We start from the raw sequence: 23230 nt of genomic DNA, 5'->3' as shown, positions 1-23230 counted from the left end.
CTAATTCCAACGTTTATTGTTAAACTGGTTCTTTTTCCAGTACCACATCATTACAAAACCAATCAATGCACCTCCAATATGTGCAAAATGCGCTATCCCAGTATTTACATTCCCTATTCCAAAAATAAGGTCAACAGCAATTAAAATCGGCACAAAGTATTTCGCTTTTATCGGTACGGGCAAAAAGATAAGCATCAGTTTGGCTTCTGAATACATAAATGCGAAGGCCACTAAAATACCATAAATAGCTCCCGATGCCCCGACAGCCCGGGTATTAAACGCAGTTAACATTCTATCCACGGTACTTTTCCCAACGATATCGTACCAACCTGGGCTATACTGCCCATTTGCCAAAATATCCAAAATCTGTGTACGAGCAATACCCGCACCTTCTAAAGCACTCATTCCCTCGTTGAAAAGAAAATAATTCACTCCCGTGTGCAAAGCAGCTGAACCCAAACCTGCTGAAAAATAGAAAAACAAGAATTTATTCTTGCCCCAAATACGCTCTAAAGGAGTGCCAAAGGCCCAAAGGGCATACATATTAAACAGAATATGCATTAGGTTACCGTGCATGAACATATGGCTAACCACCTGCCACCATTCAAAATTGGGGTTTTTAGGAAACCAAAGTGACATCCATTGGAACATTTGATCCCCGTAAAGTTGTGTGGCAAAAAACATGATCACGTTAATGATCAAAATATGCTTTACTGCCTCGGTCATTCTACCCATCTAGTTGAATTTTTTATCAATATCTCCTTCGGAGATAATGGTATATGTTATTTTTTGAAATGGACTTAATGTAGGCTCCTTGCAAGCAAAAAGATTGTTCACCAAAGTCAATTGCGATTCTTGGTCCAACACATCCCCTGTTCTTACAGCCAAATTTCTACTGAGTGCCTTGGCCAACATTTCAGCCTGCGAAATAGAACCATCTGCGTAACCCTCCATATAATCTGCAATTAAGCGATCCAATACCGTGCCAATTCCACTTTCGGGAACCATCATGGGAACGCCTGTCACTTTTACAGTTTCTTCTTCCAAACTTTGGAATGCAAATCCAATGTTTGTCAGACTTTCTTTAATTTCTTTAAGCACCCCTAATTCTTGTTTATTGAAGGTCAGTTCCAAAGGAAACAGCAATTGTTGGCTCACCCCTTCTTTTACCGTAATCTCACCCAAAAACTTTTCAAAAAGTATTCGTTCGTGTGCCCTATTTTGATGAATGACCAACATCCCTGATTTAACCGTGCTCACCACATATTTTCTCCGTAATTGAAACGTACCAGCCATATGCTCCTCTGCATCCTGGCCCGTATACAATGTGCCTTGTTCCTCGCTCTCAGACTCAATAACCACGCTACTGAATTCGTGATTGTCATTTTGGTTGCCAAGACCTTCATACAAATCTTCCCAACCTTTGGTGCTTTGTTTATGGAAACCACTTCCCGTACTTTTCCTGGCTGACGTTTCTTGAAAAGGATTAAAAGTGGCATCTACGGTCACCTTTGGAATTACCGCACCTTTTTCTTTATAGGAATAAGGCGTATCCAAGTTGGGGTCATGGTCAAAATCCAATACGGGAGCTACATTGAACTGTCCCAAGCTATGCTTTATGGTAGATCTCAAAATAGCATAAAGCGTGTTTTCATCATCAAACTTCACTTCGGTTTTAGTGGGATGAATGTTAATATCGATGGAAGATGGATCTACATCCAAAAACAGAAAATATCCGGGATAGGTGTCGGATTTTATCAAACCTTCAAAAGCAGCTACCACCGCATGATGCAAGTATGGACTTTTGATATATCGATTATTGGCAAAAAAGAACTGTTCCCCCCTGCTCTTTTTGGCAAACTCAGGTTTACAAATAAATCCAGATACTTTTACAACCTCGGTCTCTTCGTTAACCGGCACCAATCGATGCTCCATTTTACTCCCAAAAACGTGAACAATGCGCTGACGATGTTTTGTACTGGGTAGATTAAATATTTCCGAACCGTTGTTGTAAAAATGAAACTCAATATCAGGATGAACCATAGCCACTCGATGGAACTCATCCGTAATGTGGCGAAGTTCCACTTGGTTTGATTTCAAGAAATTTCTCCTGGCAGGAATATTGAAAAATAGATTCTTTACGGAAATGGACGTTCCTTTTGGAGTGGCCACCACATCTTGAGAGACAATCTTGCTGCCTTCAATTTTAAGATGGATTCCTACTTCGTTATCAGCAGTTCGGGTCTGCATATCCACATGGGCAATTGCAGCAATAGATGCCAACGCCTCTCCCCGAAAACCTTTGGTTTCCAAATTGAATAAATCTTGTGCGGATGATATTTTGGAGGTAGCATGTCGCTCAAAGGACAATCGAGCATCCGTTTCGCTCATTCCCACTCCATCATCAACCACTTGGATAAGTGTTTTTCCGCCATCCTTTATAATCAACTTAATGGAAGTAGAACCAGCATCAATAGCGTTTTCCATTAGCTCCTTTACTACGGAAGCGGGTCGTTGGACCACTTCCCCTGCTGCTATTTGGTTAGCGACATGGTCCGGTAAAAGTTTAATGATGTCCGCCATTATGGATTTACGAATATTGATAAATCAAAATCGATGATAAAAAGGAACAGCAGCAACAGCACGGCAACAATAATCCAAAATCGAAGTTTCAAATTTTTATCTCCTTCGGTTTGTAAATCATCCATTGCAGAGGTGAACTTGTTCTTGAGCCCCTTTGTGGAGTGCGCCGTAGTTCGAAATTTATCCAGTTTGTGCTCAATTTTATAAGGATTACCCTCGCCCTTGTAATATCTAGGGGTGTAATCATAGCTCCTATTTTTCCTAAGTTTTAAAGGGTTTCGCATGGTATCCTTATCGCTGTAGCCTCAAAGGTACTCAAAATAGAAAAAAAGGGTTGGACGATCCTCCCAAAAAATGTTAACAAACGTAGGGTGGCTGGATAACTAGATAATGGGATTACTGGAATGCCAAATTCTTGGATGGTTGGATTGTTCGAAGTTTTGAACTTGAGCCTGTTAACTTACTTACCCAAAACCGCCATTTGAATGGCAGCTATGGCAGCTTCAGTTCCTTTGTTGCCGTGTTTTCCGCCACTCCTGGCTCTGGACTGCTCAATGTTGTCATCCGTCAAAACACAAAAAACAACGGGAACATCGTAAGCAACATTCAAATCTTTGATGCCTTGTGCAGTTGCGCTGCAAACGAAGTCAAAATGACTGGTTTCTCCGCGGATAACGCTACCAATGGCTACAATAGCATCCACTTTTTCCGTTTGAATCATTTTTTTGCAACCGAAAGTGAGCTCGAAACTTCCTGGAACATTCCATCGAATTACATTTTCGGGTAACGCTCCACAGTCCAAAAGGGCATCTTCAGCACCTTTGGAAAGGGCTTCTGTAATTTCGCCGTTCCATTCAGAAACAACAATCCCAAACCGAAGATTCTTCGCGTTTGGGATTGTATTTTTATCGTAAACGGATAAGTTTTTGTTCTCTGTGGCCATGTTTTAGTTTTGCGCCAATCCAATCAAGGCGTCAACACCATTGGCTTCTTGTGAATTGGGATATTCTTCTTTGATTCTTTCAAAGTACCCCAAAGCTTTGCTTTTATCACCTAACTCCAAGGCAACTACACCGGCTTTGTACAAAAATCTTGGTGCTGTGAATTCGTTATCACTATGTGCAATGGCTTTTTCGTAATAATCCAAAGCATCTTCTTGCTGGTTCAATTGTGAAAAAGCATCTCCTATTCCTCCTTTGGCCATAGCTCCCATAATGTCATCATCAGAAGAAAAATCTTCTAAATGAGCAACAGCCTGATCATATTGCTTCAAATTCAAATAGGTCATTCCTGCTGAATATTGGGCCAAGTTAGCTGCTTTGGTACCACTGTATTCCTCAATAATATCCAAGAAACCATATTTACCTTGAGCACCATTCAATGCCAAAGTGAACAAAGAATCCTTCTCTGTTTCACTTGCTAAGGCTTGGTCAAAATATTGTTGTGGGTAAAAAAGTTCGTTTGCAGCAGTAGCTTCTTTTGGATTCTGAATGAATTGGTGGTAACCCAAGTAGGCCAAAACACCTACGGCAATTACACCAATAACGCCCAAAATGTAGTTTTGGTTCTTCTGAACCCACTCTTCGGTCTTGGAAGCACTTTCGTCCAAAGTATTGAAAACTTCAGCTGTTGTGCTGTCGTGTTCTTGCATCTGAGCTTCCTCCTCCTTATTTTTTGGCTTAAAGCCTCTCTTCTTGTATGTTGCCATCCGTCATTTAATTGGTCGCGCAAAAATAAAGTTTTTATCCAAAACCAAAAGGTAATTTATTCGTTATTTTTGGAATCCCTTTTTGGAGGGGCTACCTTTTAATTCCAAATTGTTTCTCTAGCATTTTATGTTTTTAAGACATTTATCTTTAGTCAATTACAAGAATTTTGATTCCAAGACGCTGGAATTCGACCCTGTGATCAACTGTTTGGTAGGCGACAACGGAGTCGGAAAGACCAATGTTTTGGACGCTATTTACCATTTGTGCTTCGGTAAAAGCTACTTCAATCCTGTATCTACCCAAAATATAATGCACGGTACTGATTTTTTTGTAGTCGAGGGTGAATTTGAGAAGCTCAACAGAACGGAAAAAATACTTTGCTCCTTTAAAAAAGGAACCAAAAAAGTTATAAAACGTAATGGAAAACCCTACGAAAAGTTTTCCGAGCACATCGGTTTTTTGCCCTTGGTGATTATTTCACCTTCAGACCGTGACCTTATTTTGGAAGGAAGCGAGACGAGAAGAAAGTTCATGGATGGGGTAATATCCCAATCGGACAAGGTGTATCTGCAAAACCTCATCAAGTACAACAAGGTAGTATCGCAGCGGAATTCCTTACTCAAATATTTTGCCGCCAACCGTACCTTTGACCGTGACACTATTAGCATTTACAACGAGCAGATGAACACTTTGGGAACGGCGATTCATCAAAAAAGGATTGAATTTATTGAATCCTTTCTGCCCATTTTTAAGGAGCAGTACCAAAATATCTCTGAGAAAGATGAGCAAATCAACCTTTCCTACGAAAGTCAATTGAGCGATGACAGCCTTTTGAATCTCTTGGAAAAAAATATTGAAAAAGACAGGGCGTTACAATACACTTCCGTGGGCGTGCACAAGGATGATCTTAGCTTTACCATTGCGGGACACCCCATTAAAAAATTTGGGAGCCAGGGGCAACAAAAATCCTTTTTGATAGCCCTGAAACTGGCACAATTTCATTTTATTAAAAAATTAGCGGACACCACCCCTATTCTATTGTTGGATGATATTTTTGATAAACTGGACGAAAACAGGGTCTCCCATATCGTCGGATTGGTGAAGGATGATAATTTTGGACAAATTTTTATCAGTGACACCCATGCGGATAGAACAGAAGATGTGGTGAAAAATATTCATCAGAGCTATAAAATATTTAACTTGTAGCATCATGAGACGAATCCTTTCTTTTTTATTGATTTTGATGCTTTGGGCATGCAATGATTCATCTGTAAACCAAGATGATTTGCATTATTTGAATGGATATTGGGAAATATCGGAAGTTGAATTTCCTGATGGGTCCATCAAGGAGTATGGTATGAACCCAAGCATCGACTTTATTCACTTGAAAGATGACAAAGGGTATCGAAAAAAAATGAAACCCAAATATGATGGTACTTACGACACTTCAAAAGATGTCGAAGGCTTTACCGTATCCAACGTAAACGAAACCATTATTCTACGCTATTCAACCGAATTAAGTGAATGGGAGGAAAAACTGGCGCAATTGGACTCGTTAACTTTTTCAGTGACCAACGAAGAGGGCGTCACCTACAAATACAAACGTTTTGAACCCATCAAAATTCCACAATAATGGCAAAGAGACATAGTTCCCATATACCATTAAGCGAAGCTTTGAACGAGTTTATCCAAGAGAACAAGCTCCAGAAAGGTATGGACAGGGTGGATGCCAGAGAAGCTTGGGTAAAACTAATGGGCAATGGAGTAAACAACTACACTACAGCCGTTGAACTAAGAAATGAAACACTATTTATCTCACTCTCCTCTTCTGTACTTCGTGAAGAATTGAGTTTGGGCAAGACCAAAATCATCAAGATGATCAATGAAGAATTGGGTAAAGAACTGGTGAAGAAATTGGTTTTAAGGTAATCGGTATGTCAATTAGAGCTGTCATCCTGAGCACAGTCAATGGAATGGTCGAAAACCAAAAAGAGATTTTTCGCTTCACTCAAAATGGCAAAATCTTCACAAAGCGTCATTTCGACGGAGCAAAGCGACGAGAAATCTAACGGAGGCTGTCCCGACAGTTATCGAGATTGTTTTAGTAGCTCATTCATTGTCAAGCTCGGAATAAAAAAAGCCACCCGATCGGGTGGCTTTTTTTATAATTTTTTGTATCTAACTTAGTACATTTCCCTTCCTGAAAAGTGGAAAGCACCTTCTATCGCAGCATTTTCATCACTATCGGAACCATGTACGGCATTTTCACCGATACTGGCAGCGTACAATTTTCTGATGGTTCCCTCAGCTGCTTCTTCTGGGTTGGTAGCACCGATCAAAGCACGGAAATCATCCACAGCATTGTCTTTTTCCAGGATAGCTGCCACAATAGGTCCTCTTGTCATAAACTCCACCAATTCGCCAAAAAATGGACGCTCATTGTGGATGGCATAGAATATTTCGGCATCTCTCTTGCTCAATTGCGTGTACTTCATGGCCACAATCTTAAAACCAGCAGCCGTAATTTTATCCAAAATTGCTCCGATGTATCCATTTTCAACAGCATCAGGCTTAATCATGGTAAATGTTCTATTTCCAGTCATTTTTTTAAATTTTGCGCAAACTTAAGCTTTTTCAACCAAGCTACAAGGCTCAATAGGTTTGTTTTAACTCTTGTAGCACCACACCATTATCTCCCTTCATCTTCATATCGGCCTCTTTTTTTTCAAAATCGAAGGTGATTACCCCATAACTTTTCTCAGAAACCACCTCCCCAATTCTGTGCTGGTTGGGTTCACCACTAAAACTAAAATAGGAATGGGTAAGTCCGCTGCTGGTAAAATCCACCAAAGGATAAGAAAGACCATCAATATTGGTCTTAGAGAATTCAGAAATATGTCTGTCTCCCGATAAAATAATCACACCTTTGGCTCCTGATTGGGCTATTAGGTTTTCCAATTTATCTACTTCCAAAGGAAAATTGCCCCAAGTTTCAAAACCATGCTCCCCAGAAAGCACCTGAATGCTGGACATAATCAAATTGAAATCAGCATCAGATTGGTTGAGTTCGTTCTCCAACCATTGCCATTGTGCTTCACCAAGGACAGTGGCGGTGGAATCCGTTGTAGGTTTATATCTTTTTTTGGACCCCTCATCTTTAACAAGTTCACTTCTAAAGTAGCGGGTATCTAAAACAATGACCTTTACTTTTCCTGCAGGAACCTCATATTCGTGGGAGGCATACACCCCCTCGCGGTTTCTTCTTTCGCTATCCTCGGGAATGCCCATAAAATCCAAAAACACTTGTTGGCTTTCTTCTTTAATGGAAAAGTCGGAGCCACCGTCATTTAAACCAAAATCATGATCGTCCCATGTTCCGATAATGGGTACTTCGGCCCTCAATTTGGCATATTCGGCAACCGTATCCTGCATGGCATAAATGGCCCTTAATTTTTCAACATCGTCTGTATCAGCATAGACAATATCACCGCCCCATATCCAGACATCTGGACTTTCTGCCAAAATATCATCCCAAAAAGGGTTGGGTTCTTGCGACATATTGCACGACCCAAAGGCCACTACAAAATCGGGAGTAGGCTTCACAGGGACCTCCTGGGTTTTTTCTATCTTCTTTTTACAGGCGGAAAACAGAATCAAGGTTGCTAGAAATAGGTAAAATTGCTTCATCTTGTATGATTATTGCGTCAAAAATACGGATAAACCGAGTTACCTCTATATTATATTATTGTATATTTGGCCGCATGAATTCAGCGGATATCAAGACAGTAAAGTCGATACTTTCCCAACCTCAGAAGATAGCAATTATACCCCACAGAAACCCCGACGGTGATGCTATGGGTTCCTGTTTGGCGCTCTATGGTTTTTTAAAAGCGAAAGGGCACACAGTTAAGGTTGTTGCACCCAACGACTATCCTAAATTCCTGAAATGGATGCCATGGAATAATACCGTTATCAATTTTGAAAGGGAAAACCCTAAAGCAAAAGCAACCATAAATGAAGCTACGTTAATTTTCACCTTGGACTTTAACGACCTCTCCCGTGTTGGACAAATGGAATCTGCCTTGCAAGAAGCAACAGCTGATTTTATCATGATAGACCATCACCAACAACCCGGTGATTATGCTAAGGTGACTTATTCTGATGTAACCATGAGCTCCACCTGTGAAATGGTGTACAACTTCATCGACTTTTTAGAGGAAACGAGTCTTATTGATGCCGATATCGCCACGAATCTATACACAGGTATTTTGACGGATACAGGGTCTTTCAAGTACCGTTCAACATCGAGTAAAACACATCGCGTGGTGGCCGAACTTATTGATAAGGGTGCGAACAATATGGAAATTCATCAAAATGTTTTCGATACCAATTCGCCATCTCGCCTGCATTTGCTAGGTGTTGCCCTGAGTAATATGGTGATTCTGCCTGAGTATAAAACAGCATACATTACCCTAAGCCAAGATGAGTTGGACCAATACGATTTTAAAAAAGGTGATACCGAAGGCTTTGTGAATTATGGGCTAACTTTGGAAGGTATTATTTTCGCGCTCATTTTTATTGAAAATCGTGAAGAGGGAATTATTAAGATTTCGCTTCGTTCCGTTGGAGACTTTTCAGTGAACGAATTTGCAAGGGAACATTTTAGTGGAGGTGGACATACCAATGCCGCTGGGGGAAGAAGCGAAGTAAGTATGGACGAGACCATATCCAAATTCAATGAGATTTTGAAAACCTATAAAAGTAAACTGAACCCATGAGATTTTTTCTAGCTGTACTTTTGATTGCAATCGTTGTGAGTTGCGGAGGTCCAGAGCCGAGAAAACCCGTGGAGGTTAAATCGGGTAGTTTTTACAAGGAATCCATAGAGCGCACCAAAAAATTATTGGCTGCAGAAGAAGAAGCCATTCAGGAAATCATTTCCAAGGATACGGTTCACGAATACCTCTCAAGTCCAGATGGATTCTGGTACTACTATGAAACCAAAAATGATACAGCCATCTATCAACCAAAAACAGGAGACCAAATTTTGTTTTCCTATAATTTAATGAACCTTAACAACGATACCATTTACACTGCGCAAGAAATTGGGCCTCAATCGCATGTAATTGACAAACAACAATTGTTCCCCGGGCTTCAAAATGCAGTGAAACTCTTAAAAATAAACGAGAAAGTTACATTTTTGTTCCCATCCCCCCTAGCCTACGGCTATCAAGGAGACAATAAGGCCATTGGTCCCAAAACACCACTTAAATCATCAGTAGAATTACATACAATCATAATAGATAACGACAGTTTAAACTAAATTCATAAGCAATGAAGAAATTATTTTACATCATACCATTATTTCTCCTAGTGATTATAGGATGCAAGTCGAGCAAATATGCTGATTTGGGAGATGGTATTTTTGCCGATATCCAGACCACGAAGGGAGATATTATCATCCAATTAGAATACAAAAAGACCCCGGTTACCGTGGCCAACTTTGTATCCTTGGCCGAAGGCAAAAACCCATTTGTGAACGATGAGTACAAGGACAAAAAATTCTACGATGGGATTGTATTCCACAGGGTCATTAAGGATTTTATGATTCAGGGTGGGGATCCAACGGGTTCTGGAAGTGGAAATATCGGATATACTTTCAAAGATGAGTTCAACGATTCGTTGAGACACTCAAAAAAAGGAATCCTTTCCATGGCCAACAGAGGGCCCAAGACCAACAGCAGCCAATTTTTCATTACCCATAAGGCCACTCCATGGTTAGATGACAAACACACCGTTTTTGGTGAAGTAGTCGCAGGAATGGATGTAGTGGACACGATTGCCAATGTTAAAACTGGTGCTGGTGATAGACCAATTTCTGAAATTGCCATGGATCATGTGGAAATTGTTCGCAATGGCAAGGAAGCACGTCAGTTTGATGCCGTTCAGATCATGAGCGATTATTTTGAAGAAGCTAAAGCAGCCGAAGAGGCATTCATCAAAATGAAAGAAGATTTAACTGCCCAATTTACCGAACAAATCAACGAAGCGGAGGAAACCAATAGCGGTCTGCGTATTTTAAAATTGAAAGAAGGTGATGGAGAGCAGCCAAAGATTGGTCAAAAGGTATTGGTAAACTATGCCGGATGGTTGTTCAACGGTGATTTATTTGATAGCAATATCGAGGAAGTCGCCACCAAATTCAACCAATTGAACCCAGGCAGAAGAGATCAGGGCGGATACCGGCCGTTCCCAATGGATTATAGTCCAGATGCCCAGTTGGCAGCAGGTTTCCGTGAAGGTTTGTTGACGATGAAAGTTGGTGACAAAGTACGTTTGTTCATCCCTCCGCACTTGGGTTACGGAGATAACGACTACGGCCCTATCCCTGGTGGTTCCACTTTGGTTTTTGATGTGGAAATCGTTGGAATACAGTAACAAAATATAAAGTCATAACACAAAAAAGCCGTACTTTTCCGTACGGCTTTTTTAGTTGACCGAAATGCATTGCTTTCATTTTTGATGGGACAAAAAACCAAGACAATCATTGCCATTGCGCTGCCAATACAAATTCTATTGGTAAAGTGGCTAAGTAGCTACCCAAACTTTGTGGAAGATTACTATAGCAATGGTATTTACTCATACATTTCTCAATTTTCAAGAATCCTTTTAGGTTGGATTCCTTTTTCCTTTGGGGATTTGGTGTACACTGTGCTGGTAATTTTAGCCATTAGGTACATTTACAAACATTGGAAAAGCATCAAACGGAAACCACTGTTATTTTTAAAGGATATCATCGTCGTACTATCCATCGTTTATTTTGCCTTTCATCTGCTTTGGGGCATGAACTACTACCGCCAACCCATTAACTGGAAACTGGGCATTGAACGTGATTATACCGTTGAAGAACTGATGGAATTGACACAATATATTGTTGATAGGACCAACCAATATCAGTTTGAATTAACTAGAGATACTGTTTCACCCGTGCACATCCCCTATTCCAAAAAAGAAATCTTTACAAAAACGGAGAAGGCCTACGCAAACTTTGCAAAGCAATTCCCCGATTTTAAATACCAACATCGGAGCCTTAAATCGTCCATATACAGCGTACCTCTAACTTTTATGGGGTATGGTGGCTACCTCAACCCATTTACCAACGAGGCTCAAGTAAATGGTATTACTCCAAAATTTAGGCTGCCCACCGTAAGCGGACACGAAGTTGGGCATCAATTAGGATATTCCGCCGAGGGAGCTACCAATTTTATAGGCTTTTTGGTCACTTCACAAAGTGAAGACCCCTATTTTAAATATTCGGCTTACAATCATGCCCTTGGGTATTGCCTTACCGACCTTTTTTATAAAGATGAGGAAGCATACAATGAAATCGTGAGTACTATCAATCCCGGAGTGAAGGAAAATTTTAATGAATTGCGGGATTTTTGGGAAAAATATGAGAACCCCTTGGAACCCATCTTCAAATCCGTGTTCAACACTTTTTTAAAGGTGAACAACCAAAAGGAAGGCATAAAAAGTTATAATGCAGTGGTAGGGCTTATCATCAACTACAGGAAACAGCAATTTCCCCAGAATTGAAACTTGCGGAGTCCTTTTACAAAGGTTATCTTTAAACCGACTAATTCAATTCAAACCTTATGAAACTTAAACTTTTAGCGCTGTTTCTCTTTATGGGCAGTGTTTCTTTGTTTGCACAGGATTATTTTCCAAAAAATGACGGTGTAAAGGCAAAGAAGAACAACAATTACATGGCATTTACCAATGCCAAGATTTATGTAACCCCCACACAAGTCATCAACAATGGTACTTTGCTCATCCAAAATGGCAAAGTCGTACAAGTGGGGAAATCCGTAAGCATACCCAAAAATGCAGTGGTAGAAAATCTGGATGGAAAATCCATCTACCCATCTTTTATAGATGTTTTCTCAGGATTTGGCGTAGAACTTCCCAAGAAAGCCAGCGGCGGCGGAAGGTCCGCACAATATGGCCCATCGAGAGAAGGTTTTTACTGGAACGATCACATAATGCCAGAGAAAGACGCCATCAACAGTTTTACGTATGATGCCAAAGAAGCCAAGGAGCTTAGAAATGCTGGTTTTGGAACTATCAACGCACATATTGAGGACGGTATCGCGAGAGGAACTGGAGTTTTGGTTGCCTTGAACGACGAAGCATCTGAAGCACAGCGAATTCTATCGGATAAATCTGCACAATACTTTTCGTTTAAAAAAAGTGTTGCATCCAGGCAATCCTACCCTGGCTCATTGATGGGAGCCATGGCTTTGATGCGTCAGGTGTATTATGACATGGATTGGTACAGCAAAGGCAATGTGGATACCAAAGACCGTTCTTTGGAAGCTCTTATTGCCAACAAAGGATTAACCCAGATTTATGCAGCTGGCGACAATGGCAACGTTTTACGTGCCGATAAAATCGGAGACTTGTTCGGAATTCAGTACACTATTTTAGCTGGAGGGGATGAGTACGAGCGTATTGATGATATTAAGGCCTCCAATGCCAAGTTGATTCTACCGCTGGATTTTCCAGATGCATTCGACGTTTCTAACCCTTATGAAGCAAAATACATTGCTTTGAAAGATATGAGACATTGGAACTTGGCCCCGTCCAATCCAAAGGTTTTGGCCGATAACGGTGTGGATTTCTCCATCACTTTGCACGGACTTAAGTCCCCAAAAGAATTGAAAGGAAAAATCATGAAGGCCATTACTTATGGACTTTCGAAAACTATAGCATTGGAAGCTTTGACTACTGTTCCTGCTGAAATTTTAGGCAAATCCAACGAAATTGGTTCATTGCAAGCTGGAAGCCAAGCCAACTTCTTGATTACGTCCGGAGATATTTTTGACAAAGGAACCACGCTTTACGAAAACTGGGTTCAAGGAACCAAGAACGTAATCGAGAGTATGGATGTCATCGATATTCGCGGCGATTACAATCTAGCCGTTAACGGAAGTACTTACACAGTTTCACTGACAGGAGATGCCGATAAACCAAAAGCAGAAATCAAAAAAGGTGACGAAAAGGTAGATTCCAAAATTGATTATTCAGCAGATTGGTTGAATATTTCTTTTAGTGAAGACAATGTTGGTTCTTACCGAATGGTTGCCCATGTTTTGCCAGGTGTTGAAACTATCAAAGGAAATGTGGTTCTTCCAAATGGTGACGAAACTTCGGCCACAATGACCAAGACTTCATCTTTTGAGGAAAAATCAAAAGATAAAGAAGCCACTGAAAAACCTCAGTTAATGGCCTTGACCTATCCCAATGTTGGTTATGGTTTCAAGAAAAAACCAGAGCAAGAAAACATCCTATTTAAAAATGCAACCGTTTGGACGGGCCAAAGCATTTTAGAAAATACCGATGTACTTATCAAAAACGGTAAAATCTCTAAAGTTGGTAAAGACCTTCGTGCTGGTGAAGCTACCGTGGTGGACGCCACAGGTAAGCACCTTACTGCAGGAATAATCGATGAGCACACCCATATTGCCGCATTGGCCATAAACGAAGGAGGACACAATTCTTCTGCCGAAGTACGCATGGAAGATGTTGTCGACCCCAAAGATGTTGCCATATATAGAGATTTAGCTGGTGGTGTAACAACAGCTCAATTGCTTCACGGTTCTGCCAACCCAATTGGTGGACAATCTGCCATTTTAAGATTAAAATGGGGAGAAAGTGCCGAGGACATGATATTTGATAACTCCCCTAAATTCATCAAGTTTGCTTTGGGGGAAAACGTAAAGCAGTCCAACTGGGGCAGCTATTCCCGTTTCCCACAAACAAGAATGGGTGTGGAACAAGTATATACCGATTACTTCCAGCGCGCCAAGGAATATGACACCAAGAAAAAAAGCGGTGAGCCTTACCGTTATGATGAGGAAATGGAAACATTGGCCGAAATCTTGAATGGAGAACGCTTTATTTCTTGCCACTCTTATGTACAGAGCGAAATCAATATGATGATGAAAGTTGCCGAGAAATTTGATTTCCGCGTGAACACCTTTACCCATATTTTGGAAGGTTACAAAGTAGCCGATAAAATGGCCGAGCACGGCGTTGGCGGAGGTACATTTAGCGACTGGTGGGCGTACAAATACGAGGTAAACGATGCCATACCTTACAACGCAGCTATTATGACAAGTCAAGGTGTAACCGTGGCCATCAATAGTGATGATGCTGAAATGTCCAGAAGATTGAACCAAGAAGCTGGTAAAACAGTGAAATATGGCGGTATGTCAGAAATTGAAGCTTGGAAAACGGTAACCTTGAATCCTGCCAAATTGCTTCACTTGGACGACCGCGTAGGAAGTATCGAGGAAGGTAAAGATGCTGATGTGGTGCTATGGAGTGACCATCCATTATCCGTTTACGCTAAAGCAGAAAAAACTTTGATTGAAGGAAAAGTCTATTTTGACTTGGAAAAGGACAAAAAGCTCAGAGAATCCATCAAAAAGGAAAGAAACCAACTGATTGGAATGATGTTGAACGAAAAGAAAAAAGGAGAGAAAACACGTACTCCCGTTCAGAGCAAGAAACAAGAGTTTAATTGTGACACCCTTTAAAAAATAAATCATGAAAAAAATATTTTTAATCATAGCAATTGTTTTTGGGGTTTCATTGAATGCACAGCAAACTCCTGCCCCACCTCAATCCGAACAAGTTGCCATAATCGGTGCCACGGCCCATATTGGTAATGGAGAGGTGATAGAGAACTGTACCATTGTTTTTAATGATGGTAAGATTACGGCCATTGGTGCCGATATTGCGGCTCCAACCATGGGAACCATGATCAATGCCGAAGGCCAACATGTATACCCAGGCTTTATCGCACCATCCAAATCACTTGGTTTGGTCGAAGTTGATGCTGTAAGAGCAAGTGATGACCAAGATGAAATCGGTGAAATGATTCCTCATGTTCGCAGTTTGATTGCCTACAACGCAGAATCAAAAGTTGTGGAAAGTATGCGCCCGAATGGGGTTCTTATTGGACAAGTTACTCCTGTGGGAGGCACCATCTCAGGAACGTCCAGTATTGTTCAGTTTGATGCTTGGAACTGGGAAGACGCTGCCTTAAAAACCGATGATGGTATCCACATGAACTGGCCCAACCTCTTTAGAAGAGGCCGTTGGTGGATGGGAGAAGAAAGAGGATATATCCCCAACAAAGATTATGGAAAAGAAATGGATGACATTAAAATGTTCTTTCAAAATTCCAAAGCCTACGGAAAAGCAGGTGATAAGGAGAAAAACCTTCCATTTGCTGCCATGCAAGGCCTTTTTGATGGATCTCAGCGTTTGTACATCCATGCCGATGGCGAAAAGGAAATGACCGATGGCGTGACCATGGCCAAAGAAATGGGTGTTAAAAATGTGGTAATCGTTGGAGGATATAGAGCAAACAAAATTGCAGATTTCCTAAAACAACACAATGTTGCTGTATTAGTTGAACGCACACATTCCCTGCCAAGTTTTGAGGATGATGATTATGACATCACGTATAAATTGCCAAAATTATTATTGGATGCAGGCCTTTTGGTGGGTCTTCAAAACGAGGATGCTGCCAATTTCCAAGCTAGGAACCTTGCTTTTTATGCAGGACAAACGGTAGCTCAAGGACTTGACAAGGAAACCGCCTTACAGTTACTTACCGGTAATACAGCTAAAATTCTAGGTATTGATGACATGTACGGAACTTTAGAAGAAGGCAAAAGTGCTACGCTCTTTATTTCTGAAGGGGATGCATTAGATATGCGTACCAATAAACTTACCAAAGCCTATATTGATGGTCGGGACATTTCGTTGGAAACCCATCAAACCGAACTTTGGAAACGATACATGGGCAAGTACGAAAGAGAAAAAGAAGGACAATAGATTCCAAAATAAAAAACGGCGCTCATTGGAGCGCCGTTTTTGTTTTGTGTGATTAATTCATTTTAATAGGAACATACTCCCCATTCTCTGGTTTTGCATAAAATGCTTCTGGTTTGGAATTTTCGCTTAACCCAACTTCTTCAAAATTGACTGTGCTTACAGGTTCCATTATCTTTCTTCCCTCATAATTGTGCCAAGTAATGGATTTTGGAAGTACTACCCCATTAATTTCTTGCCAATCATTATAATTTATCCATCTAACATTGTCCGAGCTTTCCCCGGAACGATACGTGACGGTATAGCCCAACCACGCCATTTGATGGGTCTCTGGGTCGAAATACATATAGTACTCATCTTTAGATGAGGCACCAACTCCCGACTCATAGGCTATTTGTATCCCTGGATAGCTTTTCCCACCGTATGCTATGGCTTCGGCTTCAGAATACATAATTCCATCGTCAGCCAATACAAAAGGCATGGCATAGAAGTAAAACATCAAATTATGATAAAAACCAACATCGCCTTTATAGGTTTTGTCGGTATCCAAAAGCCAGGCTTCTTTGCCGTCAAAACCCATTGAAAATTGTTCCGTATCAATTCTATCTTTTCTAGACCATAAGTCTATAGTATGGGTTTCAGGTAGCTTAGGTTTAGGCAGCACGTAAGACAATGTTCGTTGTTTTTTCCATTGATTTAATCCTCCATGGGCGTCAAAAACCTTGACCATGGCATCTGGATATTGAGGTTTGGATTCGGACATTTCTTCCTGGACAGGTTCTTCAGTCTTTACAGGTTTTGAATTTTGTTTACAGGCAGAAATGACCAAAAAAAGTAATAGGATGGTTAATTTGTTCATGGTATGTATTTTACCAGTTGGTCGAAAAGCCCTTTTTTTAATTACAGGAATGGCTATTTTTACCATGCGTATGGAAACTAAATTGATCAGTAGTACCCAAAATCCTTTGGCAAAAAAAATCCTGCTCCTCAAAGAAAAATCCCGTGAAAGAAGAAAGACCGGGCTTTTTGTTGTAGAGGGACAACGGGAAATTGAATTGGCCCAAAAAGGAGGATATACTTTGCAAACCTTGCTTTTTTGTCCAGAAATCATGGGATCTATTTCCATTGCATCGTTCACTAAGGCTTCAAGTCCTGAAATCATCCAAGTTTCTGAAAGCGTTTATAGCAAAATTGCACATCGTGGTACCACAGAAGGTGTTCTCGGACTAATACAGTCCAAGGACCATGCATTAAAAAACATCAATTTTAAGAACAAAACACCTTTGGTGTTGGTTGCCGAAGCTCCCGAAAAACCTGGAAATATCGGTGCGCTTTTGCGAACTGCGGATGCCGCTGCCGTTGACGCTGTTTTAATAGCAAATCCCAAATCTGACCTATATAGTCCAAACATTATCCGTTCCAGCGTAGGTTGTCTTTTTACCAACCAGATAGGCGTAGGAACCACGGACGAAATCATTGACTTTTTACAAACCAACCAAATCAAAATTTACTGTGCTGCCCTGACTGCTTCCAAAAATTATGTAGATTGTGATTTTAAAGCCGCTTCGGCCCTAGTGATGGGTACGGAGGCTACTGGATTGACCGATACTTGGCTTCAAAATTCCGACCAAAACATAATTATACCGATGCAAGGAGAAATAGACTCCATGAATGTTTCGGTATCCGCTGCAATACTTATATTTGAAGCGAAGCGCCAGCGCGGATTTTAAGCTATGGAAAAAAATTCACTTTTTTATGTTATCTTGGGAATCCTTGTGGTCCAATATCTGGTTCACCAGTATTTGGAGTACCTGAATGCCAAGCGTTTCAAATCTACGCTCCCGCCAGAACTCGCTGATGTTTTTGACGAAAACGAGTATCAAAAATCACAACAATACAAACAAACCAATTATAAATTTGGGGTTATTTCCGATGGATTCTCTCTGGTACTGACAATATGTTTTTTGTCTTTCGGAGGTTTTGAATGGGTTGACCAACTCACTCGCTCTATTACCGACAAACCTATTCCAATGGCTTTGATTTTCTTTGGAATCATTATGTTGGGAAGTTCCATTTTGGGATTACCATTCTCCTATTATCGAACCTTTGTGATTGAGGAGAAATACGGATTCAACAAGACTACGAAGTCCATTTTTTTATCGGACAAACTGAAAGGTGGTATCCTCACCATCATTTTGGGAGGAGGTATTTTGACACTGTTTATGCTGTTCTACCAATCCACAGGTCCCAATTTTTGGATTTATGCATGGATCATGGTCGGTGTGGTCATTTTATTCATCAATTTGTTTTACAGCCGTTTGATTGTTCCGCTTTTCAATAAGCAAACACCGCTGCAAGAGGGAAGTTTAAAAAGTGCCATTGAAAATTATGCCCAAAAAGTGGGGTTTGAGCTTCAAAACATATTTGTAATTGATGGTTCCAAGCGGTCCACAAAGGCAAATGCTTATTTTTCGGGCTTTGGAAAAGAGAAAAGAATCACTTTGTTCGATACGTTGATCAATGATTTGAGCGAAGATGAAATTGTAGCTGTATTGGCACACGAAGTAGGTCATTACAAACGCAAACACATTATTGTCAACCTTATTGTTTCCCTCTCGACTACAGGCCTGACATTGTTCATACTTTCATTATTCATCAACCATCCTGAGATTTCATTGGCCATTGGCGTGTCCACACCAAGTTTCCATGCCGCATTGGTCGGATTTGCTTTGTTATACAGTCCAATCTCGGAAATAACTGGTTTGATCATGAACTATTTATCGAGAAAATTCGAGTTTCAGGCCGATGATTTTGCTAAGACCACATTTGCCGCATCACCATTGGTATCATCCTTAAAAAAGTTGTCCAAAAAAAGCTTGAGCAACTTAACGCCGCATCCCGCTTATGTTTTTGTTCACTACTCCCACCCACCACTGGTGGAACGTATCCGGAACCTAAAGGCATAGATTTTGTTGGTTAGATTATAAGATTGTAGTAAATTTAATATACTATGACAGAGGCTGCTATTGAAAAAGAGAACAAGGAGATTGCGAAGCAGTACAAGGAATTACTTCGCATAAGCTACCAAACCCTGACGGATGATGACAAGAAGTTGATTCGTTCTGCCTTTGATGTGGCCGTGGACGCCCACAAAGACCAGCGACGTAAATCTGGGGAAGCTTATATTTTTCACCCAATCGCCGTAGCCAAGATTGTAGCTTCGGAAATAGGTCTTGATGCTGTTTCCATTGCCTCTGCCCTACTTCACGATGTGGTTGAGGATACCCCCTACACCCTAGATGATATTGAGCGAATGTTCGGGGAGACGGTCGCTCGGATTGTGGATGGCCTAACTAAAATTGCCCACTTAAAAAAGGATAAGGACATTAGTCAGCAAGCAGAGAACTTTAGAAAAATGCTGCTGACCCTACACGATGATGTTCGGGTAATCATTATTAAGATAGCGGACCGGTACCATAATATGCTCACCATGGATTCCATGCCAGAGCACAAGCAGGTAAAGATAGCATCGGAAACCTTATATATATATGCGCCTCTAGCGCATAGAATTGGGCTATACAATATTAAGACCCACCTCGAAGACCTTTCTTTAAAATACACAGAACCTGAAGTCTATCATGATATTCAGGCTAAAATAGAGGATACCGAAGAAGAGAGTTCGGCCTATATCGAGGATTTTGCCAATGTCATTAGAACTTCTTTGGATAAAGAAGGTTTGAATTACTATATCAAAGGGAGGATGAAATCCATTTTCTCCATCCGTAAAAAGATGAAGACCCAGAATGTCACCTTCGATGAGGTCTATGATAAATTTGCTATTCGGATTATATACAAATCGGACCGTAAGAACGAGAAATTCCTCGCTTGGAAAATATATTCCATCGTTACCGATCACTTCACCCCCAACCCTATTCGATTGCGTGATTGGATTACATCGCCTAAATCTACAGGTTATGAAGCACTCCACATTACAGTAATGGGACCAAAGGGCAAATGGGTTGAAGTTCAGATACGAAGTGAACGCATGCACGAAATTGCCGAAAAAGGCTATGCCGCACACTTTAAATACAAGCATGGAACCCAAAAAGAACAGGGTATAGAAGAATGGCTTAACAAGCTACAAGAAGCCTTGGAAGGCGCCAATGGAAATGCCGTTGATTTTGTCGAGGAATTCAAACTAAACCTATATTCCAAGGAAATATTTGTCTTTACCCCTAAAGGGGATTTAAAATCGATGCCCAAAGGCGCAACCGCCTTGGATTTCGCCTTTAATATTCATACCGAAGTGGGCATGAAGACCCGTGGCGCCAAAGTAAACGGAAAACTCGTACCCTTGGGAACCGTACTCCGCAGTGGTGACCAGGTTGAAATTATAACTTCCGAAAGCGCCAAACCCACCCAAAGCTGGTTGGATTACGCGCAAACGGCACGGGCACGTTCCAAGATTAAATCATCGCTCGGTGAAGAGAAAAAAGAGGTCGCTGCAGAAGGTAAGGAAGTATTGCGCCGAAAACTGAAAGCGCAAAAAATCAATCTAAACGAGGATACCGTAAACAAGCTGGTGACTTTCTTCAAGTTGAAGACCAGTTTGGATCTTTTCTATCGAGTGGGTATCGGAGTTATTGACAATGATAAACTCAAAGATTTCGCCTCTTCATATCATAATGCCTTTATCAATTTCTTTAAGAACCGGATCCGCAAGACCCCTGCTCCTAAAGATGTCGACAAAAATGAAATTACCACCAAATACGATCTACTTGTTTTTGGCAAGGAAGAAGAAAGACTCAATTATAAATTATCTCAATGCTGCAATCCCATACCTGGTGATGAAGTTTTTGGTTTTGTTAGCGTAAACGATGGCATCAAAGTACACAAAAAGAACTGCCCCAATGCTATTTCACTACAATCAAACTACGCCTACAGAATCATCAGTGCTAAATGGATAGATTCGTCACAGGAGGAGTTTTCTGTGGATATTCAAATCACTGGAATCGATAACATGGGATTGGTAAAGGACATCACCAAAATTATCTCCGAAAATATGCACGTTAATATGCGGAATCTAAACTTTAGTGCAGATGGAGGTACCTTCAAGGGGAAAATCACTTTGGTTGTAAAAAACAACAATATCCTTAAAAAATTAATGAACAGTTTAAAGCAGGTCGAAGGGATAGATAAAGTGACAAGAATTTAATTTTTAACTGTACCTTTGTGCATTAGCTATGCAGAAAGACATGGGAAACAATAAAAATCAGGAAATTGTAAAAAACGTGTTCACCTCGTTCCTTGAGGAAAAAGGGCATCGTAAAACCCCTGAACGCTACGCCATTTTACAGGAAATTTATAATAGTGACGATCATTTTGATGTGGAATCCCTCTACATTAAAATGAAAACAAAAAACTATAGGGTAAGCAGAGCTACACTCTACAATACCATTGAACTTTTGTTGGAGAGCAAATTGGTTCGCAAGCATCAATTCGGCAAAAATCAGGCACAGTATGAGAAATCATATTTTGACCGCCAGCATGATCATGTTATTTTAACGGATACCGGCGAAGTTGTAGAATTTTGTGACCCGCGCATCCAATCCATAAAAAAGACAATTGAAGAGGTTTTTGATATTAAGATCAGCAACCACTCACTATATTTCTACGGAACTCGAAACAAAGAAGAAGAAAACCTAACCGAATAACCCACACATTACATGGTAGATTTATTGCTTGGACTCCAATGGGGAGACGAAGGAAAAGGAAAAATTGTTGATGTACTTACCAAGGAATACGATATTATCGCCCGATTTCAAGGAGGTCCAAACGCAGGACACACTTTAGAATTTGATGGCATTAAACATGTATTACACACTATTCCCTCAGGAATTTTTCACAAAAACGCCATCAACGTTGTTGGGAATGGAGTGGTAATAGACCCTGTAATCTTCAAAAAAGAACTGGATAACTTGGAGCAATTCAATATTGATATTGAGTCCAAGCTTTTTATATCTCGAAAAGCCCATTTGATCCTGCCAACCCACCGCTTATTGGATGCCGCTTCCGAGGCTTCCAAAGGAAAAGCAAAAATTGGTTCTACCCTAAAAGGTATCGGACCAACTTATATGGACAAGACTGGCCGTAATGGTATGCGTGTCGGGGATTTGGAGTTCGAGGACTGGAAAACAAAATACCGCGCCCTCGCCGATAAGCACGAGGCCATGATCGATTTTTACGATGTGGATATTCAGTATAACCTCGATGAATTGGAGGCTGAATTTTACGAAGGCGTGGAAACCCTTAAAAAATTGACCTTTATTGATAGCGAGGAATACATTTTTAAAGCTCAGGCCGAAGGCAAAAAGATTTTGGCCGAAGGTGCGCAAGGTTCCCTATTGGATATTGATTTCGGAACCTATCCCTTTGTAACCTCCTCCAACACTACAGCGGCCGGCGCATGTACCGGACTCGGTGTTGCTCCCAATAAAATTGAAAGGGTTTTGGGAATATTTAAGGCCTACACAACGCGAGTTGGCAGTGGCCCATTCCCGACCGAACTTTTTGATGAGGATGGTGCAAGAATGGCAAAAATTGGCAACGAGTTTGGTGCCACGACAGGAAGACCAAGACGTTGCGGCTGGTTGGATCTGGTTGCTTTGAAATATGCCGTTCAAATTAACGGAGTAACCGAATTGATGATGATGAAAGCTGATGTTCTAAGTGGCTTTGACAACATTAAAGTATGTACGGCATACAAATACAAAGGCGAAGAAATTCAACATTTGCCCTACAACATTGAAGAAGAGTATGTAACTCCTTTATATACCGAAATGAAAGGATGGTCCAAGGACCTCACAAAACTTTCCAAAGCAGAAGAGTTGCCAGCTACCTTAAACGACTATATTGCGTTTTTGGAGGAGGAATTAAATGTACCCATTAAAATAGTATCCGTAGGTCCTGACAGGACTCAGACTATTCATAGGTAAACTTCGGTTTTTTGTTCATTTTTCAGTAACTTCAAT

22 protein-coding genes are annotated in these 23230 nt (G+C 40.8%); 14 read left to right on the top strand and 8 right to left on the bottom strand.

Annotated features, from left to right (window positions below):
• The 5 genes from D2V08_RS12605 to D2V08_RS12585 all read right to left on the bottom strand — a co-directional run bounded on the left by D2V08_RS12605 (position 1) and on the right by D2V08_RS12585 (position 4291).
• Complete coding sequence (locus D2V08_RS12605; protein WP_119608517.1) at positions 1 to 735, bottom strand: rhomboid family intramembrane serine protease; 735 nt, start codon at positions 733 to 735, stop codon at positions 1 to 3.
• Positions 736 to 2583 (bottom strand): DNA mismatch repair endonuclease MutL, encoded by a 1848-nt coding sequence (mutL, locus tag D2V08_RS12600; RefSeq protein ID WP_119608516.1) that lies wholly within the window; start codon positions 2581 to 2583, stop codon positions 736 to 738.
• Positions 2583 to 2867 (bottom strand): riboflavin synthase subunit beta, encoded by a 285-nt coding sequence (locus D2V08_RS12595; protein ID WP_119608515.1) that lies wholly within the window; start codon positions 2865 to 2867, stop codon positions 2583 to 2585. Before D2V08_RS12595 ends, mutL begins: the two co-directional genes overlap by 1 nt.
• Before the next feature lie 176 nt (positions 2868 to 3043).
• Complete coding sequence (gene ribH / locus D2V08_RS12590; RefSeq protein WP_119608514.1) at positions 3044 to 3526, bottom strand: 6,7-dimethyl-8-ribityllumazine synthase; 483 nt, start codon at positions 3524 to 3526, stop codon at positions 3044 to 3046.
• A 3-nt stretch (positions 3527 to 3529) separates the two neighbouring features.
• Positions 3530 to 4291: a tetratricopeptide repeat protein gene (locus D2V08_RS12585; RefSeq protein ID WP_100815886.1), complete on the bottom strand. Its 762-nt coding sequence runs from the start codon at positions 4289 to 4291 to the stop codon at positions 3530 to 3532.
• A 127-nt stretch (positions 4292 to 4418) separates the two neighbouring features.
• Here D2V08_RS12585 and recF point away from each other — a divergent pair, with 127 nt between their 5' ends.
• From recF to D2V08_RS12570, 3 genes are read left to right on the top strand one after another with little or no spacing between them, the layout of a single operon-like run.
• Positions 4419 to 5498, top strand: a complete 1080-nt coding sequence (recF, locus tag D2V08_RS12580; RefSeq protein WP_119608513.1) for a DNA replication/repair protein RecF — start codon at positions 4419 to 4421, stop codon at positions 5496 to 5498.
• A 4-nt stretch (positions 5499 to 5502) separates the two neighbouring features.
• The gene (locus D2V08_RS12575; RefSeq protein ID WP_119608512.1) at positions 5503 to 5925 is read left to right on the top strand and encodes a hypothetical protein; all 423 of its coding nucleotides are present in this window, start codon (positions 5503 to 5505) and stop codon (positions 5923 to 5925) included.
• Positions 5925 to 6221, top strand: a complete 297-nt coding sequence (locus D2V08_RS12570; protein ID WP_119608511.1) for a DciA family protein — start codon at positions 5925 to 5927, stop codon at positions 6219 to 6221. The genes D2V08_RS12575 and D2V08_RS12570 overlap by 1 nt, the downstream gene beginning before the upstream one ends.
• A 254-nt stretch (positions 6222 to 6475) precedes the next feature.
• Here D2V08_RS12570 and D2V08_RS12565 read toward each other — a convergent pair whose 3' ends face one another.
• Positions 6476 to 6895: a nucleoside-diphosphate kinase gene (locus tag D2V08_RS12565; RefSeq protein ID WP_119608510.1), complete on the bottom strand. Its 420-nt coding sequence runs from the start codon at positions 6893 to 6895 to the stop codon at positions 6476 to 6478.
• 49 nt (positions 6896 to 6944) lie between these two features.
• Positions 6945 to 7979, bottom strand: a complete 1035-nt coding sequence (locus D2V08_RS12560) for an alkaline phosphatase D family protein (protein ID WP_119608509.1) — start codon at positions 7977 to 7979, stop codon at positions 6945 to 6947.
• 74 nt (positions 7980 to 8053) lie between these two features.
• Between D2V08_RS12560 and D2V08_RS12555 the strand changes: the two genes are divergently transcribed.
• From D2V08_RS12555 to D2V08_RS12530, 6 genes are all read left to right on the top strand, one after another.
• On the top strand, positions 8054 to 9070 hold the full coding sequence (locus D2V08_RS12555; protein WP_119608508.1) for a DHH family phosphoesterase: 1017 nt from the start codon (positions 8054 to 8056) through the stop codon (positions 9068 to 9070).
• The gene (gene gldI / locus D2V08_RS12550; protein WP_119608507.1) at positions 9067 to 9615 is read left to right on the top strand and encodes a gliding motility-associated peptidyl-prolyl isomerase GldI; all 549 of its coding nucleotides are present in this window, start codon (positions 9067 to 9069) and stop codon (positions 9613 to 9615) included. The genes D2V08_RS12555 and gldI overlap by 4 nt, the downstream gene beginning before the upstream one ends.
• Before the next feature lie 11 nt (positions 9616 to 9626).
• Positions 9627 to 10730, top strand: a complete 1104-nt coding sequence (locus D2V08_RS12545; RefSeq protein ID WP_119608506.1) for a peptidylprolyl isomerase — start codon at positions 9627 to 9629, stop codon at positions 10728 to 10730.
• An 84-nt stretch (positions 10731 to 10814) separates the two neighbouring features.
• Positions 10815 to 11888 carry a DUF3810 domain-containing protein gene (locus D2V08_RS12540; RefSeq protein WP_119608505.1) on the top strand — a complete coding sequence of 358 codons (1074 nt, stop codon included), beginning with the start codon at positions 10815 to 10817 and terminating at the stop codon, positions 11886 to 11888.
• A 59-nt stretch (positions 11889 to 11947) separates the two neighbouring features.
• Positions 11948 to 14893, top strand: a complete 2946-nt coding sequence (locus tag D2V08_RS12535; RefSeq protein WP_119608504.1) for an amidohydrolase family protein — start codon at positions 11948 to 11950, stop codon at positions 14891 to 14893.
• Between the two features lie 10 nt (positions 14894 to 14903).
• Positions 14904 to 16202, top strand: a complete 1299-nt coding sequence (locus D2V08_RS12530; RefSeq protein ID WP_119608503.1) for an amidohydrolase family protein — start codon at positions 14904 to 14906, stop codon at positions 16200 to 16202.
• A gap of 52 nt (positions 16203 to 16254) precedes the next feature.
• Here the strand turns inward: D2V08_RS12530 and D2V08_RS12525 are convergent, their stop codons facing one another.
• A complete protein-coding gene (locus D2V08_RS12525) occupies positions 16255 to 17058 on the bottom strand; it encodes a DUF6503 family protein (protein WP_119608502.1) in 804 nt (267 codons plus the stop codon).
• 49 nt (positions 17059 to 17107) lie between these two features.
• Between D2V08_RS12525 and D2V08_RS12520 the strand changes: the two genes are divergently transcribed.
• The 5 genes from D2V08_RS12520 to D2V08_RS12500 are packed head-to-tail and all read left to right on the top strand — an operon-like array spanning position 17108 to position 23194.
• Positions 17108 to 17929, top strand: coding sequence for a TrmH family RNA methyltransferase (locus D2V08_RS12520; RefSeq protein ID WP_119608555.1), 822 nt, complete (start codon positions 17108 to 17110; stop codon positions 17927 to 17929).
• A gap of 3 nt (positions 17930 to 17932) precedes the next feature.
• The gene (locus D2V08_RS12515) at positions 17933 to 19165 is read left to right on the top strand and encodes a M48 family metallopeptidase (protein WP_119608501.1); all 1233 of its coding nucleotides are present in this window, start codon (positions 17933 to 17935) and stop codon (positions 19163 to 19165) included.
• 44 nt (positions 19166 to 19209) lie between these two features.
• Positions 19210 to 21414: a RelA/SpoT family protein gene (locus D2V08_RS12510; protein WP_119608500.1), complete on the top strand. Its 2205-nt coding sequence runs from the start codon at positions 19210 to 19212 to the stop codon at positions 21412 to 21414.
• 40 nt (positions 21415 to 21454) lie between these two features.
• On the top strand, positions 21455 to 21913 hold the full coding sequence (locus D2V08_RS12505; RefSeq protein ID WP_100818780.1) for a Fur family transcriptional regulator: 459 nt from the start codon (positions 21455 to 21457) through the stop codon (positions 21911 to 21913).
• Positions 21914 to 21925: 12 nt separating this feature from the next.
• Entirely contained in the window at positions 21926 to 23194 is a 1269-nt protein-coding gene (locus tag D2V08_RS12500; RefSeq protein WP_119608499.1) for an adenylosuccinate synthase, read from the top strand.
• Positions 23195 to 23230: the final 36 nt, after the last annotated feature.

The sequence above is a fragment of the Flagellimonas lutimaris genome (genome assembly GCF_003581615.1).
Lineage (GTDB): Bacteria > Bacteroidota > Bacteroidia > Flavobacteriales > Flavobacteriaceae > Flagellimonas > Flagellimonas lutimaris.
This window is presented reverse-complemented; position numbering and strand designations above follow the sequence as displayed.

Excerpts from the sequence above, each read along its gene's own strand:
- D2V08_RS12605 (WP_119608517.1), bottom strand. The coding sequence starts at position 735 with ATGGGTAGAATGACCGAGGCAGTAAAGCATATTTTGATCATTAACGTG.
- mutL (WP_119608516.1), bottom strand. The coding sequence starts at position 2,583 with ATGGCGGACATCATTAAACTTTTACCGGACCATGTCGCTAACCAAATA.
- D2V08_RS12595 (WP_119608515.1), bottom strand. The coding sequence starts at position 2,867 with ATGCGAAACCCTTTAAAACTTAGGAAAAATAGGAGCTATGATTACACC.
- ribH (WP_119608514.1), bottom strand. The coding sequence starts at position 3,526 with ATGGCCACAGAGAACAAAAACTTATCCGTTTACGATAAAAATACAATC.
- D2V08_RS12585 (WP_100815886.1), bottom strand. The coding sequence starts at position 4,291 with ATGGCAACATACAAGAAGAGAGGCTTTAAGCCAAAAAATAAGGAGGAG.
- recF (WP_119608513.1), top strand. The coding sequence starts at position 4,419 with ATGTTTTTAAGACATTTATCTTTAGTCAATTACAAGAATTTTGATTCC.
- D2V08_RS12575 (WP_119608512.1), top strand. The coding sequence starts at position 5,503 with ATGAGACGAATCCTTTCTTTTTTATTGATTTTGATGCTTTGGGCATGC.
- D2V08_RS12570 (WP_119608511.1), top strand. The coding sequence starts at position 5,925 with ATGGCAAAGAGACATAGTTCCCATATACCATTAAGCGAAGCTTTGAAC.
- D2V08_RS12565 (WP_119608510.1), bottom strand. The coding sequence starts at position 6,895 with ATGACTGGAAATAGAACATTTACCATGATTAAGCCTGATGCTGTTGAA.
- D2V08_RS12560 (WP_119608509.1), bottom strand. The coding sequence starts at position 7,979 with ATGAAGCAATTTTACCTATTTCTAGCAACCTTGATTCTGTTTTCCGCC.
- D2V08_RS12555 (WP_119608508.1), top strand. The coding sequence starts at position 8,054 with ATGAATTCAGCGGATATCAAGACAGTAAAGTCGATACTTTCCCAACCT.
- gldI (WP_119608507.1), top strand. The coding sequence starts at position 9,067 with ATGAGATTTTTTCTAGCTGTACTTTTGATTGCAATCGTTGTGAGTTGC.
- D2V08_RS12545 (WP_119608506.1), top strand. The coding sequence starts at position 9,627 with ATGAAGAAATTATTTTACATCATACCATTATTTCTCCTAGTGATTATA.
- D2V08_RS12540 (WP_119608505.1), top strand. The coding sequence starts at position 10,815 with ATGGGACAAAAAACCAAGACAATCATTGCCATTGCGCTGCCAATACAA.
- D2V08_RS12535 (WP_119608504.1), top strand. The coding sequence starts at position 11,948 with ATGAAACTTAAACTTTTAGCGCTGTTTCTCTTTATGGGCAGTGTTTCT.
- D2V08_RS12530 (WP_119608503.1), top strand. The coding sequence starts at position 14,904 with ATGAAAAAAATATTTTTAATCATAGCAATTGTTTTTGGGGTTTCATTG.
- D2V08_RS12525 (WP_119608502.1), bottom strand. The coding sequence starts at position 17,058 with ATGAACAAATTAACCATCCTATTACTTTTTTTGGTCATTTCTGCCTGT.
- D2V08_RS12520 (WP_119608555.1), top strand. The coding sequence starts at position 17,108 with ATGGCTATTTTTACCATGCGTATGGAAACTAAATTGATCAGTAGTACC.
- D2V08_RS12515 (WP_119608501.1), top strand. The coding sequence starts at position 17,933 with ATGGAAAAAAATTCACTTTTTTATGTTATCTTGGGAATCCTTGTGGTC.
- D2V08_RS12510 (WP_119608500.1), top strand. The coding sequence starts at position 19,210 with ATGACAGAGGCTGCTATTGAAAAAGAGAACAAGGAGATTGCGAAGCAG.
- D2V08_RS12505 (WP_100818780.1), top strand. The coding sequence starts at position 21,455 with ATGGGAAACAATAAAAATCAGGAAATTGTAAAAAACGTGTTCACCTCG.
- D2V08_RS12500 (WP_119608499.1), top strand. The coding sequence starts at position 21,926 with ATGGTAGATTTATTGCTTGGACTCCAATGGGGAGACGAAGGAAAAGGA.